The organism is Rhodopila globiformis (assembly GCF_002937115.1).
GTDB lineage: Bacteria > Pseudomonadota > Alphaproteobacteria > Acetobacterales > Acetobacteraceae > Rhodopila > Rhodopila globiformis.
Map to the genome: position 1 here is coordinate 1 of NZ_NHRY01000063.1, position 15,163 is coordinate 15,163.

Consider the following 15,163-nt stretch of genomic DNA (forward strand, 5'->3'; position numbering starts at 1 on the left):
CAGGGCAATCGCACTTCAGAATAGTGCCAGGAGGCGAGCGAGATAGGCGTTGTCCCAGGCGGCCTTCTGGAACTTGCCGCGCAAGGCGTCCTTGTCGCCGTTCGTCTGCATGACATTGATGGCCATGTGCCGCAGCACCGCCATGTTGTAGGGGCCGTTGTCCAACCGTGTTCTGGCCTGATCCTCGTTCATCACCACGTCCAACCGCCAGTGCAGCCGGTTCTCCACGCCCCAATGCTGCCGCGCGACGGCATTGAAGCGTTCCGCAGACAGGGCCGTGCTGAGGAGGTAGTAGGCCGTCTCGGTGGTGGTCTTGGCCGCGGTTTCACGGATGCGCTCCACCTTGCCGATGGCGGCCAGGCCGGGCCAGTGGTGGTCGGCCTGCAGCCAGTCGATATCGGCGCATACCGTGGCGGTGCGGGTTTCGATGCGGCCGTGGTCGGCATCGACCGTTTGCACGCTTGGCGTTGCCGGGCGCGCCGGATCATCCAGGAAAGTGCGGACATCATCATGCAGCGTGCCCTGGTTGCCCTTCAGCGCCATGGCATAGTCGCCGCCCTGCTCGACGATCTGCTGAGCGATGGCGCGCTGGCAGTTGAGCGCATCGACGGTCACGATCGTGCCCTTCAGTGACAGCATTGCCAGCAGCTTCGGCACCGCGGTGATCTCGTTCGACTTGGCGTCGGTGGCGATCTGCGCCAGCACCAGGCGTTGCTCGCAGCCCCAGGCGCTGACCATGTGCAGGGCCGACTTGCCGCTGGCGCGATCGAAGGACCGGCGCAGGACTTTGCCGTCGATCGCCACCACACCCTGAACGGTGTCGGCAAACCTCGCCATGAACCGCTGAAACGCCGCGCCGAACGCCTGCGGATCGAGCAGACGGAACAGGCGACTGAAGGTGTCGTGGCTGGGCAGTCCATTCTCAAGCGTCAGGAAGCTGCGCAGGAACGCCTCTTTCGCCCGGGCGAACCGGGCCATGTCCACCGCACTCTGGCCGCCGCACAGCACCGTGCAGAGCGCAATCATCAGCAGTTCATGGAAATCGTGCAGCGCGGCATTGCCGGTGCGCGGGTCCTCCAACTCCTCCCAGCAGGCGATGAACTGATCCAAGGGGGCCTCCCGCAATCGTGGTGCTCACCCTCAGCCAAAGAGTCGATCATGCCCGCGTCGGGCAAGTCCAAATCGCGTGTCAAGGACTTTCGAAGTGCGAATCCCCTGGGTCAATCGCGTAACCAGATTGACACCATTATGTGAACGATCATGCGCTTGCACATATGTTTCAGATTCCCGCTTGAAGCGATGCTTTCCCGGCCGTCCGCAGCCAGTGACCCGTTCAACAAGGGCCTGCGGACGGTATCACTGAAAAACGGTCACCATCTGATGCGTTTGTATATCCACATCGGCACCCACAAGACCGGCACGACGTCGATCCAGGCCTTCCTCCGAAAGCAGGCCGATATTCTCGGCGCGGCAGGCATCTATGTCCCCACGGCCGGCGTTCTGGATGAGCAATCAGGCCACCACAATATCGGCTGGGGCCTGCGCGGGGAGCCAAGGTTTGACCCGGTACACGGCACATTGCAGGACCTGATCGCGGAGCTCGGGCAGTCAACGGCAGACGCCGCCGTGATTTCCTCAGAGGACTTTGAATATCTGGTTGATAATCCTGCCGCGCTTTTATGCCTTGAGCAGGCGCTGGCCGAGGCCGGTCACGAGCCCTACTATATTCTTTTTACCCGCCGAGCGGATACGTATGCCGTCTCGCTTTATGGCGAGCTTCGGCAGCATCATGGCCTGACAGCCCGGTTCCGCGATTTTACCGCTGAGATCCTTCGGAATGGCAAGTTCGTGATGCACCATGACTGGACGTTCTACCTTGATATTGACGCCTTTGCCCGCAACTGGCGCCGGACGGCGCGCGGTCCGCTTCACATCTGCAGCTATGATGCAGCCGTCGACGGAAAAGGGCTCCTGCCGACGTTCCTTTCCTTGATCGGGGCTCCGGACCAAGTGGGCCAGATTGGACAGAACGCCGAAATACTCAACATCCGCCGATCGGCGGACATCGGACGTATGGATCGCATCATCGCCGGGTGGCGGCTACGCTACCGTTTTCGTCCGAAAGGCGTCCTTGCCGAACAGATGCCCTGACACGCCGCGGCCGCGATTGTCCTATCGGGTCCTACGCCTGGGCAGTTGCAGCGAACAACGGTTGCGGCTATAGGATGACCTCATGATCGCCGTCGCGCCCTTTGCGAGCCTGATCGTTGACGCCTCTGCGTCCGATGCCGCGCGGCTGGCTGGCCTCCTCCTCCTTCGACTTACCCGCCCCTGAGCGCTGCGCCGGGTCGGTGACCACGGCTTCGCTCAGGGGGTCCCTGAGGCATCAGTCGCGTCCATTCGTCCCTTGAGGAACACACCATGAGCATCAACCATCCCAGCTTCGGCAAGATGGCGGACGACCGTATCATCATGTTCGACACCACGCTGCGCGACGGCGAGCAGTCGCCGGGCTTCTCCATGAACCTGGAGGAGAAGATCCGCATGGCCGAGGCGCTGACCGAGCTGGGCGTCGATGTGATGGAAGCCGGGTTCCCGATCGCCTCGCCGGGCGACTACGAAAGCGTCAAGGCGATCGCCGAGTCAGTCGGCCAACGCGACGACACCCCGGTGATCTGCGGCCTGGCCCGCTCGGGGCGGGAGGACATCATCCGCGCCGGCGACGCGGTGCGGGCGGCGAAGCGCAAGCGCATCCACAGCTTCATCTCCACCAGCCCGCTGCACATGAAGTACAAGCTGCGGATGGAGCCGGAGGAAGTGCTGCAGGCGGTGACCGACAGCGTCACCCTGGCGCGTTCCTTCACCGATGACGTCGAGTGGTCCGCCGAGGACGGCACCCGCACCGACCCCGACTTCCTGTGCCGCTGTGTGGAAGCCGCGATCAAGGCCGGCGCGACCACCATCAACATCCCCGACACCGTCGGCTATGCGCTGCCTGAGGACATGGAGCGCATCTTCACCATGGTCCGCACCCGTGTGCCGGGCGCCGATCAGATCATCCTGTCCACCCACAACCACAACGACCTGGGGCTGGCCGTCGCCAACACCCTGGCCGCGATCCGCGCCGGCGTGCGGCAGGTGGAGGCGACCATCAACGGCATCGGCGAGCGGGCCGGCAACGCCTCGCTGGAAGAGGCGGTGATGGCGATCCGCACCCGCCACGACGCGGTGCCGTTCGTCAACAATATCAAGACTCCGAACATCCTGCGGGTGTCGAAGATGCTGGCGGCGATCACCGGCTTCGACGTGCAGCCGAACAAGGCGATCGTCGGCCGCAACGCCTTCGCGCATGAGGCCGGCATCCACCAGGACGGGGTGCTGAAGCACGCCGGCACTTATGAGATCATGCTGCCGGAGAGCGTCGGCTGGCAGAAGTCGAGCCTGGTGATGGGCAAGCACTCGGGCCGCGCCGCCTTCCGCGACAAGCTGAAGACGCTGGGCTATGCCATCGGCGACAACAAGCTGAACGACGCGTTCCGCCGCTTCAAGGACCTGGCCGATCGCAAGAAGATCGTGTTCGACGAGGACATCGTGGCGCTGGTCGATGACGAGGTGATGCGCGACCACGAGCGCATCCGCTTCGTCTCGCTGGACCTGCACGCCGGCTCCAAGGGCCCGGCCAAGGCGGAGCTGGAGCTGGAGATCGACGGCAAGGTGAAGTCAGCCAAATCCACCGGCAACGGCCCGGTGGATGCCACGTTCAACGCGATCCATGCGATCTTCCCGCACAAGGCCGACCTGGTGCTGTTCTCGGTGGCGGCGGTGACCGAGGGGACCGATGCCCAGGCCAAGACCACGGTCCGGTTGGAGGAGAACGGCAAGATGGTCGACGGCCAGGGCGCGGACGCCGACACAATCGTCGCCTCGGCGCGGGCTTATGTGCACGCGCTGAACAAGCTGCTGGTCAAGCGGGAGCGCACCGAGCCGACGGCGTTGTCGGCGTAGGCGCTGCGATCGCGGGATACGCGGCGGCGCCGGAACGAGATGGTCTTTTTGTCGTCATGGCCGGGACACGCCTTGCCATGACGATAGGGCGACGGCCACGCCCTATTCCGCTTTAAGTTACAGCAGACCGCAGGTCGGTTGGGACACTGAGGCCCCCTGTCCTCACCGTCATGGCCCGGCTCGTCCCTACGGAATGCACACATCTCGGAAACGGTCCGCCGCTGCGTTTCCCTTTCGTCATGGCCCGGCTTGTCCGGGCCATGACGATGGTGGAACGCTCTTGGCGCCCAGGCAAGCACTTGATTTTACGGTCATTTCCGACTCGTTTCCAGGATGTGTGCATTGCGTAGGGCTCGTCCGGGCCACCTATCGCGGCACATGGGTTGGAACAGATAGCCCGGACAAGCCGGGCCATGACGATGAGGGAGCGCCGTCGCCCTGTCTCAATCGACCTGCGGTCTGCTGTAGCTCTTATGGGGACACGCCCGGCCATAACGAGAGCAACGGACCTGGTGCCAGGTCCTTCTCCGTCCGCCACCCTGGTACCGGCGCCGCCGTCCCAGCGGCTCAGTTGTAGCCGTAGAACCCGCTGTCGCTCGGGATCGGCCCGATGCTCGACCCATAATAGGAACCGGGCGTTGGAATTCCCGGCGTTGGCATCGTCTCATTCGTAGCAGCCCCTGGGACAGACGGGCCGACGGGCTGCTGGTGCCCCGGTCCGGTAATGCCATAGGAGGCCGGACTGCCCGAACAGGCGGCCAGCGAGATCAGCAAACCCAGGGCGAGAACTGCACGCATGTCCTTATACTGATCATTGGCCCGCCGTCTGTCCACTGCCGCGGGTGGTCCGGCGGCATGAATGGTCGAAAAAACTGCGCCTCTGCCGCCGGAGATTGCACAACCGCAGGGATGCCGGCCGGGCGGGATCATCCCTGCATGAAGGCGTTCAGGTCCGGCGTCGGCAGTGCCTGATCCAGATAGGTGAACGTCCCCTGCCTGGCCACTTCCCGTGCGGCATCCAGCAGGCCGGTCATCGCCGCGCGATACAGGGACGTGGCCAGGCTGACGCGCTTCACGCCGGCCTCGGACAACGCGGCGACGGTGAACGACTTGCCTTTGATCCCCGCCATGAAGTTCACCGGATGCGTCAGCGCGCCGCAGACCGCGCGGACGGCCTCGAGGTCGGGCAGGCCGGGCGCCATCAGCACGTCGGCGCCCGCCGCCTCGAACGCCCGCAGGCGACGGATCGTGTCGTCGAGGTCGGGGTTGCCGCGCAGGTAGTTCTCGGTCCGCGCCGTCAGGGTGAACGGGAACGGCAGGTTGCGGGCGGCGGCCACCGAGGCGGCGATGCGCGCCTCGGCCGCTGCCGCATCGTACAGCGGGCGCTGCGGATCGCCGGTCGCATCCTCGATCGAGGCGCCGACAAGCCCGACACCGGCGGCAAGGCGGATGGCCTCGGCGGCGGCGGCCGGCGCATCGCCGAAGCCCTTCTCCAGGTCCGCCGACACCGGAAGGTCGGTGGCATCGACGATCAGCTTGCAGTGCGCCAGCGCCTCGTCCCGCGTCACCATCCCGTCGCGCCGCCCGAGCACGCCGGCGCAGGCGCCGCTGGAGGTCGCCAGGGCCTTGAACCCGAGCGCGGCCAGCATGCGGGCGGAGCCGGCATCCCAGGCGTTGGCAATGACGAAGGTCTCCGGCGCCGCATGCAGGGCGCGGAACCGCTCGGCCTTTTCCGTCTGGCTGGACATTGCTTCCTCCTGTTTATGGGGGTCGTTATCACCCGGTGATCGGCACGATCCTCGCGCGGTTCATTCCGCGGCTTTCCGCGTCAGCACCTCCTGCGTATGCTCGCCAAGCCGTGGCGCCGCCTGCCTGACCGAGCCGGGCGTGGCGGACAGCTTGACCGTGACGCCCATCGTGCGGAACGGACCGGTCACCGGATGGTTGGTCTCCACCACCATGTCCCGGGCGAGGATCTGCGGATCGGTGAACACTTCATCATAGTACAGCACCGGACCGGCGGGAATGCCGCATTCCTCCAGTGCCGCCAGCCAGTGCGCCGAGGGCCGGGTCCGCAGCTTCTCCCCCAGCGCCGCCACCAGCGCATCGTTGTGCCTCACCCGGTCTGCGTTGGTGGCGAAGCGTGGGTCGGCCAGCAGTTCCGGCGCGCCGACAAGTTCGCACAACTGCCGGAAGAACTTCTGCTGCGACGCACCCAACGTGATGTAACCGTCCGCGGTCTGGAAGCACTGGTACGGCGAACTGCCCCGGTGCGCCTGGCCGATGCGCTCCGGCCGCGTCCCGGTCGCGAAGTAGTGCGCGGACTCGTACACCGCCAGCGACGTCGCCGCTTCCAGCAGCGAGGTCTCGACGTGCTGCCCCTCGCCGGTGCGATGCCGCGCCTCCACCGCCGCCAGCACGCCGAACGCCAGGAACATGCCGGCGGTGACGTCCGAGATGGCGATCGGCAGGCGATGCGGCGGGCCGTCGGCGGGGCCGTTGGTGCTCATCAGCCCCGACATCGCCTGGGTGATCAGGTCAAAGCCGCCGCGCGCGCTGTACGGCCCGGTCTGGCCGAAGCCGGAGATCGAGGCCAGGATCAACCGCCTGTTGCGCCGGTGCAGCTCCGGCCAGCCGAAGCCCAGGCGATCCAGCACGCCCGGCCGGTAGTTCTCCACCAGCACGTCCGCCTGGTCGACCAGCCGCCACAGCGCATCCTTGTCGGCCGCCTGCTTCAGGTCCAGCACCACCGAGCGCTTGTTGCGGTTCCACGTCATGAACGGCGCGCTCTCACCATTGACGAAGGGCGGCATGGCGCGGGCGGAGTCGCCCTGCGGCGGCTCGATCTTGATCACCTCGGCGCCGTGGTCTGCCAGCAGCATCGCGCAGTACGGCCCGGACAGATGGCTGGTCAGGTCCAGCACCAGAAGATGGTCGAGCGCACCCGCCATGGTGTTTCCTCCTAAAATGCGGTCTCGCAGGCGCCGGTCACCGCGCTGAGCGAGGTCGTCTCTCTATCGCCATGGCCGGGCGTGTCCCGGCCATCCACCCCTCGCCGCCGCGGCGCGGATGGCCGGGACACGCCCGGCCATGGCGATGGGGCAACGGGCCGCACCGCCCGCGGCGCCAACGCCATTGTCGCACCGGGGATGATGCCACCGCCTGCGATCTGCGCCATCATGCGCCGACTTTGCCATGCAGGAGCCGCCGTTGGACCAAATGACCCGGGCGCTGGACCCGGCCAAATTCCAGAATCCCCTCGTCACTGCCAAGGGCGAGACCCGCGCCACCGTCGCCCTGACCACGCTGGAGACACTGTGGTTCAACACTGGCACGCTGTGCAACCTGACCTGCCGCAACTGCTACATCGAATCCTCGCCACGCAACGACCGGCTGGACTGGCTGACCGTCACCGACGTCGTCCGCTACCTGGACGAAATCGCCCGCGACTCCCTGCCGACCCGCCTGATCGGCTTCACCGGCGGCGAGCCGTTCATCAATCCTGATATCATCGCAATGCTCGAGGCCGTGCTGTCGCGCGGGTTCGACACCCTGGTGCTAACCAACGCGATGAAGCCGCTGCGCAAGCTGCGCGCGCCGCTGCTGGCGCTGCGGGACCGCTACGGCGACCGCCTGACCCTGCGCGTGTCGCTGGACCACTACGACCCGGCGATCCACGAGCAGGAGCGTGGACGGCGAAGCTGGCTGCCGGCCCTGGACGGGCTGCTCTGGCTGGCCCGCAACGGCTTCCGGCTGGACGTCGCCGGCCGCCGCTACACCGGCGAAACCGAACGGTCCCTGCGCGACGGCTTCGCCCGGCTGTTTGCGGAGCACGGCATACCGGTCGATGCCCATGATCCGGTCCGGCTGATGCTGTTCCCCGAGATGGAACCGGACCGCGACGTGCCGGAGATCACCACCGCCTGCTGGGGCATCCTGCACAAGTCGCCCGAGGACGTGATGTGCGCCAGTGCTCGCATGGTGGTGAAGCGCAAGGCCGCCGCCGCGCCCGTGGTACTGGCCTGCACCCTGCTGGCCTACGACCCTCGCTTCGAAATGGGCCGGACCCTGGCGGAAGCGTCCCGGCCGGTTTCGCTCAACCATCCGTTCTGCGCCTCGTTCTGCGTGCTCGGCGGCGCGTCCTGCAGCCGCTGAGCCAGACTCGCGCTGAAGCGCCGGGCGCCGCCCGGGTTGAGGTGGCAGAACTGGTCGCCGAAGAACCGGTCCGGCCAGTGCGGCATGACAGTGCCCACCACGTGGAACAGCGGATAACGGCGTTCGTAGCCGGCCAGGTAGGCGGTGAACTGGTCCAGCATGGCCGGACGCACCTGCCGCCACGTTGCCTCGTTGACCGGCATGGCGATGAACCACGCCGGAATCGCGTGTGCCGCCAGCAGCGCCAGCAGCCGGTCGAAATACAGGTCCAGGATGGGCAAGGGCCGGAACGCCGGCATGGATCCCTCGACGGCGACGACATCCGATCCGGCCGCGGTGCCGAAATAGTACTGGCCGCGGGCGGCCAAGGCGTCCCGCAGCCGCGCCCGGTTGCCCGGCCAGCGCAGGATGCCGCCGCCGTGGATCAGGCTGGCGGCGTAGTATGACGGGAAGCGCATCCGGTACAGCGTGTCGCGCAGGATCGACGGCAGCCCGTCGGCATGCCGCGCCTCATACACCGACAGGTCGCCGATACGGCGCGAGGCGTCCCGCAAGGCGGCGACATCCGAGCCCGATATGAAGCCGAAGCGGACACTGCGGTCCCAAAACAGGTCCGGGCTGGTGAAGTGGCCCGGGTCGAACGAGATGATGACCAGCCTCGGCGATGACGGGCAGGCCAGCGCGCGGGCCAGCGCGGCATAGGCCTCGATCGGCATGCCGCCGCCGACGGCCAGGTTGGTGGCGCGCATCGGCAACAGGGCGGGCAGGATATCGGCGGCGGCGCGGGAGTCGCCCAGGACGATGGCATCGCCCAGGTCGCATTGCTCCAGCATCACCTGCTTGGCGCGCCAGGACGGATACTCGGGTTCCATGAAGGCCATCGGCGCCGCGGCGACCCAGGCCCAAACCAGGGCGAAACTGACGGCCGCCGACAGGGCAAGGAGCCGCAGGTACGCCATCAGAAGCGGAAATATAGAAATTCGCCGGTACCGCCGGCAAGGAGCAGGCCGAACGTGGCGCCGCACCCCATCGCCACCGCCCAGACCGGTGTTGGCCGCCAGGCCAGGCGCGCCGGCGCCGGACCCTGCATCACCTGGCGTGTCGTCGGCGCCGCCCAGACGATGGCGTAGAGACCGGCCAGCCAGGCGATGTCCAGCACGGCGCGCGGATCGTCGAACGTGATCGCGACTCCATGCCACCCGGCCATGCCCGCCAGCAGCGCCCCGGCGCTGGACACGTCGCCGGCGCGGAATACGACGGAGGCGACAAGCACGCACAGGTAGGTCAGCGCGATCGCGGCGATCCGCGGCAGGGCGGGCAGCCGATGCAGCCGCCAGAGGTGATTGACCAGCAGGAACACCGCGTGCAGCAGGCCGAACAGCAGGAACGTCCAGGCGGCGCCGTGCCACAGCGAGATCGCGGTCATGGTCATCAGCACCGGCCCCGCGATCATGGCGGCAAAGCCGGTGACCGTCGTCTGCGCCGCGTTGCCGATCGGCAGGCCGTGCGCGCGGCGCCAGCGCAGCACGGCCAGGGTCAGCGGCGTATGCACATGCGTCATCAGGAATCGGGTCAGCGACATGTGCCAGCGCTGCCAGTAGTCGATGACCGAGGCCGCGCGGTACGGCTGGTCGAAATTGTCGGGAAATCGCAGCCCGAACATCCAGGCCAGGCCGATGGCCATGTCGGTATAGCCCGAGAAGTCGAAATAGAGCTGCAGCGAGTAGGAACACGCCGCCTGCCAAGCCGGAAAGAAGGTCAGCCCCGACGGGTCCGCGAAGCCGCTGGCCACCACGCCGGCCAGGGGATCGGCCAGGGCTGTCTTCTTCAGCAGCCCGATGACGAAGAAGCCGAAGCCGACGGCAAGCTGGTCGCTGCCGAGGCGCCAGTCCCGGTCTCGCGACAGCTGCGGCAGCATATCGGCCGGGTTCAGGATCGGGCCGGCGGTCAGGGCGGGGAAGAACGCGGCGAACAGCGCATAGTCCCGCGCCCGGGGCGGCGCGATGTCGCCGGATGCGTGGTACAGCAGGCCGCCGATCTGGGTGAAGGTGAAGAAGCTCAGGCCGAGCGGCGGGACCGGGTCAGGCCCCAGGTACTTGAACCAGGCCAGCACCGCCAGGTTCGCCGTCACGCCCCATCCGGCCCACGACGCGGCGCGCGGCGACCCATGCATCCGCCGCAGCAACCAATAGTTGCCGACAACCGACAGCAGCAGTGGCAGGCAGGCTGGCTGGCCCACGCCGTAGAAGAGCACCGACAGGGCGATCAGGCAGGCCTTGGCCCATGCCTCGCCCCGCCTGGCGCAAACAGCGAAGGCACACAGCGCCAGCGGCAGGAAACCCAGCAGGAACGGGAAGCCGCTGAACGCCACCGTCTTCAGGCCGCGGCGAGGACCTGCTTGGACACGGCCGCCAGCAACAGGTCACCGACGGTTGCCAGCCGATCGAACTCGGTCAGGTTGAACTGGACGTCGAAATGGCATTCCGCCTCGTCCACGATCCGCATGAGATCCATGTCGTCCCAGCCGGGCAGGTCCGCAAACTGCGTGTCCGCCGTGATCGCAAGGCTGCCGTCGCACAGCATGTGGCGGATGATCGACGCAATGGCGGACAGGGATGGGCGCACGGAAAGCTCCTTCGGCAGCAGGCTTCAGCGCCGAGGGGTTTATGCCCCAAATCTTACCGAAAGGTTAACGCCGGCGGCGTCAGGCGTGGCCGGCCGTGTCCGACAGCAGCAACGGGTCGATGCGCAGTTTGGCCAGGGCGCGGCGCCACTTGGTGTCGTGGTCGTTGTCGAACAGCAGGAGTTCGTCGGGCGTGACCGACAGCCAGGCATTCTGCTGCAGTTCCTGGTCGAGCTGGCCCGGCCCCCAGCCGGCATAGCCCAGCGCCAGGATGCACTCCCTGGGCCCGCCGCCCTCGGCGATGACTTTCAGCACGTCCAGGCTGGCGGTCAGCGCCGTGCTATCGTCGACCTTCAGGCTGCCCTCGCCGGTCCAGTCGCTGGTATGCAGGACGAAGCCACGCGCGTTCTCGACCGGGCCGCCGGCGCACAACTTGATCTCCCGCACCGGCGGGACAGGCGCGACCTGCAATTGCTTCAGCAGATCGTCGAAGGTCGGCTTGACGATCGGGCGGTTCAGCACCAGGCCCATCGCGCCTTCCGGGGTATGGGCGCAGACGTAGATCACGCTCTGCTGGAAGCGCGGGTCAGCCATGGAGGGCATGGCGATCAGCACCTGGCCGGTCAGGAACCCCTCCGGCGTAGCGGTATCGTGTTTCGGGTTGGAGCTAGCCATCGCCTCAATTTGGGCCACTCCCCTGCCCGGTGCAAGCGGTTCGGTGGCGAATGGCGTCGGTTTGTATGCCGGTCCAGCCGTTGCTGGGATCGCACCAGAAACGCTGTAGGAAAATTGCCATGCCGAACGCCGATGAGTCGCCGCTGGCGACCTATATCGCGCACCTGAAGCGCGGCGAGCTTGGCTACCAGTTCAGTCCTTCAACCAATCAGGTCGTGTTCTACCCGCGCCTGATCGCGCCGAAGACCGGCGCCAGGGAGCTGGAATGGCGGGTCAGCAAGGGCCTGGGGACGGTGCATGCCACCACCGTCGTGCACCCGCGGCAGGGCGACCCGTACAACGTCTGCCTGGTGGACATCGACGAAGGCTTCCGCCTGATGAGCCGGGTCGAGGACATCCCGCCGGCCGCGGTGAAAATCGGCATGCGGGTGAAGTTCCGGGTCCATGCGCTCGAGGGCGACGAAGATCCCTATCCCGTGTTCACACCGGTGGAGGGCGCGCGATGAGCGTCACCCGCGGCAGCGTCGCCATCGTGGGCGCCGCCGAATCCGACCTGGACGCGGTCGCGGCCGGCATGAGCCCGATCGACCTGATGGCGCAAGGCGTCGATCGCGCGCTGCGCGACGCCGGGCTGGGCCTCAGGAATGTGGACGCGCTGTTCTGCGCGACGACGCAGGCGCGGACGTCCGCGCTGTCGCTGGCGGAGTATCTCGGGCTGCCGGACGCCTACACCGACAGCACCATCGTCGGCGGCTCGTCGTTCGAGGTGCATGTGGCGCATGCCCATGCGGCGCTCGAGGCCGGGTTGTGCTCGGTCGCCGTCGTCGCCTATGGCAGCACGCAGCGCACGGTGGGGCGGCGGGCGGCGAGCGCCCGGGAGTTCAACCCGTACGAAACCCCGTTCCGGCCGTTCCTGCCGGCCAGCGCCTATGCCCTGGCGGCGAGCCGCCACATGCACGAATACGGCACGACGCGGGAGCAGATGGCGGAGGTCGCCGTCGCAGCGCGGGCGTGGGCGCTGCTGAATCCCGCGGCGTGGGAGAAGCAGCCGCTGACCATCGCCGACGTGCTGAACGCCCGGCCGATCAGCGATCCGTTCACGGTGCGGGATTGCTGCCTGGTGACCGACGGCGGCGGGGCGATCGTGCTGGCGCGGGCGGACCTGGCGGAGCATCTCAGGCACGCGCCGGTGTATGTGCTGGGGAGCGGGCAGTCGATCACGCATGCCTCGATCAGTTCGATGCCGTCGCTGACGCGGACCGGTGCCGTCGAGTCGGGTGCATGGGCCTGCCAGGCGGCCGGGGGTGAAGCCGTCGGAGATCGACGTGCTGGCGCTGTATGACGCGTTCACCATCAACACGATCCTGTTCCTGGAGGACCTGGGCTTCTGCCCCAAGGGCGAGGGCGGCCGGTTTGTCGAGGGCGGTCGCATCGGCCCGACGGGGGAACTGGCGGTGAACACCAACGGCGGCGGCCTGTCGTATTGCCATCCCGGGATGTATGGGCTGTTCCTGCTGATCGAGGCCGTGCGGCAATTGCGGCGTCAGTGCAACGAGCGCCAGGTGCCGCGCGCGGACCTGGCGCTGGTGCATGGCAATGGCGGCGTGCTGTCGGCGCAGGCGACGACGATCCTGGGCGGTCCGGCGACGGTCTGATGGCGTTTCGTTGCGATATAGTATTGTATATTTCCGCATCTCCGGGCGCGGTGTCGTAACGGTAATGTATCAGTATTCGCCTGTCCGGCGGCATGGATTTCGGCAGTTGCAAGAGTCGGCGCTTGACGTCCGGTCCGGCGCCTTGCCATGTTGTTTTCGTCTGTTTGCGCGCTCAGGGGTGCTGAGAGGGGCGGCTTGACGCACGCAGAGAGACGGAACCGCCCGCCTCGCCACCGGCACGTCCCGCGACGATGCAGGCACCATGTCGGGAGGATCCAATCATGCCGAACCCTGCCGAGACTTCAGAAAACAAGGCCCTTGTGCAGGCAGGCTTCGACCGGTGGCGCGCCGGCACCGGCAGCCCTTTCGAGTTGCTGGCACCCGACGCAGACTGGACCATCGTCGGTTCGTCTCCGCTGTCGAAGACCTACAGCCGCGAGGCGTTCCTGCGGGAGGTGATCCATCCATTCAACGCGCGCATGGCGACGCCGCTGGTGCCGACCGTTCGCGGCATTTATGGCGATGGCGACATGGTGATCATCCTGTTCGACGCCGCGGCCACGACGAAGGACGGGATGCCGTACCACAATACTTACACATGGTATTTCCGCATGAACGACGGGAAGGTGGTCAGCGCCATCGCCTTCTTCGACACGCGCGAGTTCGACGAATTCTGGAATCGCGTGTCCCCGGCGCCGTGAGGCCCGGCGGCGATACAATTCGCCTGGATGAAGCCGCTGCGGACGATTTGACCTTTGCCATTAACGTGCGCAACATCCCCGGGACACGCCCGGGGACAAGTCCATGCGCTTCGTGCTTCCGCTTGCCGTTCTTGCTGTCGTTGCGACAACGGATCCATGCCTGGCGCAGTCGCTGAAACCGGGCGAGGTCCTCAGTTCGATCGCCGTGCGGACGATCAGCGAACCCAATCCGGTGCCGGGCGCCGATGGCCGGATACATCTCGCCTATGAATTGCTGGTTGTGAACCCGAGCAAGGTTTTCGTGACGCTCGACAAGGTCGAGGCCGTGGACGATCATGCACGCAGCCTGTGGTCGCTGCAGGGCGAGAGACTGGCGGGGATGACGACGATGTATGCCGGCGCCAGGGACACACTGCCGCCCGGCGGCTCGGCCGCGGTCTTCATGGACGTCAGTTTTGCGCCCGGTGAACCGCGGCCGCCGGCGATCGCCGCGCGCATTACCGCCACCCGCCAGGCGGCCGGCCCGGACGGCAAGCCACGGAAGATGCCCGCTGATTCGCCCGTTCCGGCGACGTTCACCTTCACCGGCGCCGAGACCCGGATTGGACCGGCGGCCGTCGTTGTGGAGCCGCCGTTGCGCGGCGACCGCTGGGTCGCGGTCAACGGATGTTGCGACAGCATCACATCGCACCGGGGTGCCATCATGGGCGTGAACGGTGTGCTGCGCGTTCCTGAACGTTTCGCCATTGACTGGGTTCAACTGGACCCGACTGGCCGTGTCTTCACGGGCGGCGCGGCCGATCTGTCGCATTATCGTTACTATGGAACACCGGTTCATGCCGTGGCCGATGGCGTGGTCGTCAACCTGTACGACAAGGCCGAGGAGCAGGTGCCCGGCGCGCCGGTGAAGGGGATCACCCCGGAGAACATTGGCGGCAACATGCTGGTCATCGACATCGGCAAGGGCGCTTTCGCCTTCTATGCGCACCTGCAGAAGGGGAGCCTCAAGGTGGGGCTGGGCGACCATGTCACGGCGGGACAGGTCATCGGGCTGCTCGGCAATACCGGCAACTCGACGGCGCCGCACCTGCATTTCCACGTGATGGACGGGCCGTCGCCGCTCGATGCGAACGGCCTTCCGTATGTTTTCACCAGGTTCCAGGGGCGCGGCGTCGTGGACGACAGTGGCGAGGATGACCCGATTGAGAAGGGGCAGCCTGCGCGGATCGATACGGGGAAGTTGAATGGTCCGCATATCGACCAGTTGCCGCTCAACAACCAGGTCGTTGACTTCAACTGATCGGCGTTACCGCCGATTTGTTGCCGTCTTGCTATCGTTGAAGCTGGGT

15 protein-coding genes are annotated in these 15,163 nt (G+C 66.7%); 8 read left to right on the forward strand and 7 right to left on the reverse strand.

Annotation, left to right across the window (positions count from 1 at the left end; translation table 11 throughout):
* Window positions 1-15 precede the first annotated feature (15 nt).
* Window positions 16-1,110, reverse strand: a complete 1,095-nt coding sequence (locus CCS01_RS05925) for an ISAs1 family transposase (RefSeq protein ID WP_104517908.1) — start codon at window positions 1,108-1,110, stop codon at window positions 16-18.
* A gap of 150 nt (window positions 1,111-1,260) precedes the next feature.
* Between CCS01_RS05925 and CCS01_RS05930 the strand changes: the two genes are divergently transcribed.
* Window positions 1,261-2,151 carry a hypothetical protein gene (locus tag CCS01_RS05930; RefSeq protein WP_146101575.1) on the forward strand — a complete coding sequence of 297 codons (891 nt, stop codon included), beginning with the start codon at window positions 1,261-1,263 and terminating at the stop codon, window positions 2,149-2,151.
* Window positions 2,152-2,421: 270 nt separating this feature from the next.
* The gene (locus CCS01_RS05935; protein ID WP_104517910.1) at window positions 2,422-4,005 is read left to right on the forward strand and encodes a 2-isopropylmalate synthase; all 1,584 of its coding nucleotides are present in this window, start codon (window positions 2,422-2,424) and stop codon (window positions 4,003-4,005) included.
* Between the two features lie 926 nt (window positions 4,006-4,931).
* Here CCS01_RS05935 and CCS01_RS05940 read toward each other — a convergent pair.
* Window positions 4,932-5,753 carry an isocitrate lyase/PEP mutase family protein gene (locus tag CCS01_RS05940; protein ID WP_104517911.1) on the reverse strand — a complete coding sequence of 274 codons (822 nt, stop codon included), beginning with the start codon at window positions 5,751-5,753 and terminating at the stop codon, window positions 4,932-4,934.
* A gap of 60 nt (window positions 5,754-5,813) precedes the next feature.
* A complete protein-coding gene (locus CCS01_RS05945) occupies window positions 5,814-6,956 on the reverse strand; it encodes a CaiB/BaiF CoA transferase family protein (RefSeq protein ID WP_104517912.1) in 1,143 nt (380 codons plus the stop codon).
* A 268-nt stretch (window positions 6,957-7,224) separates the two neighbouring features.
* Between CCS01_RS05945 and CCS01_RS05950 the strand changes: the two genes are divergently transcribed.
* A complete protein-coding gene (locus tag CCS01_RS05950) occupies window positions 7,225-8,160 on the forward strand; it encodes a radical SAM protein (RefSeq protein WP_239992020.1) in 936 nt (311 codons plus the stop codon).
* On the opposite strand, the gene CCS01_RS32560 is transcribed toward CCS01_RS05950, so the two are convergent.
* The 4 genes from CCS01_RS32560 to CCS01_RS05965 form a co-directional block, all read right to left on the reverse strand.
* A complete protein-coding gene (locus CCS01_RS32560; protein WP_146101576.1) occupies window positions 8,043-9,119 on the reverse strand; it encodes a hypothetical protein in 1,077 nt (358 codons plus the stop codon). The genes CCS01_RS05950 and CCS01_RS32560 overlap by 118 nt on opposite strands.
* Window positions 9,119-10,531 (reverse strand): MBOAT family O-acyltransferase, encoded by a 1,413-nt coding sequence (locus CCS01_RS05955; RefSeq protein WP_104517914.1) that lies wholly within the window; start codon window positions 10,529-10,531, stop codon window positions 9,119-9,121. The genes CCS01_RS32560 and CCS01_RS05955 overlap by 1 nt, the downstream gene beginning before the upstream one ends.
* Before the next feature lie 5 nt (window positions 10,532-10,536).
* Window positions 10,537-10,785 (reverse strand): acyl carrier protein, encoded by a 249-nt coding sequence (locus CCS01_RS05960; RefSeq protein WP_104517915.1) that lies wholly within the window; start codon window positions 10,783-10,785, stop codon window positions 10,537-10,539.
* A 79-nt stretch (window positions 10,786-10,864) separates the two neighbouring features.
* Window positions 10,865-11,458, reverse strand: coding sequence for a YqgE/AlgH family protein (locus CCS01_RS05965; RefSeq protein WP_104517916.1), 594 nt, complete (start codon window positions 11,456-11,458; stop codon window positions 10,865-10,867).
* Between the two features lie 119 nt (window positions 11,459-11,577).
* Here CCS01_RS05965 and CCS01_RS05970 point away from each other — a divergent pair, with 119 nt between their 5' ends.
* The 5 genes from CCS01_RS05970 to CCS01_RS35675 all read left to right on the forward strand — a co-directional run bounded on the left by CCS01_RS05970 (window position 11,578) and on the right by CCS01_RS35675 (window position 15,114).
* Window positions 11,578-11,964 carry a Zn-ribbon domain-containing OB-fold protein gene (locus tag CCS01_RS05970; RefSeq protein ID WP_104517917.1) on the forward strand — a complete coding sequence of 129 codons (387 nt, stop codon included), beginning with the start codon at window positions 11,578-11,580 and terminating at the stop codon, window positions 11,962-11,964.
* Window positions 11,961-12,800 (forward strand): hypothetical protein, encoded by an 840-nt coding sequence (locus tag CCS01_RS05975; protein WP_239992016.1) that lies wholly within the window; start codon window positions 11,961-11,963, stop codon window positions 12,798-12,800. Before CCS01_RS05970 ends, CCS01_RS05975 begins: the two co-directional genes overlap by 4 nt.
* Complete coding sequence (locus CCS01_RS35000; protein WP_239992017.1) at window positions 12,763-13,113, forward strand: thiolase C-terminal domain-containing protein; 351 nt, start codon at window positions 12,763-12,765, stop codon at window positions 13,111-13,113. Before CCS01_RS05975 ends, CCS01_RS35000 begins: the two co-directional genes overlap by 38 nt.
* Before the next feature lie 281 nt (window positions 13,114-13,394).
* Complete coding sequence (locus CCS01_RS05980) at window positions 13,395-13,814, forward strand: nuclear transport factor 2 family protein (RefSeq protein WP_204848157.1); 420 nt, start codon at window positions 13,395-13,397, stop codon at window positions 13,812-13,814.
* 103 nt (window positions 13,815-13,917) lie between these two features.
* A complete protein-coding gene (locus tag CCS01_RS35675; RefSeq protein WP_146101577.1) occupies window positions 13,918-15,114 on the forward strand; it encodes a M23 family metallopeptidase in 1,197 nt (398 codons plus the stop codon).
* Window positions 15,115-15,163: the final 49 nt, after the last annotated feature.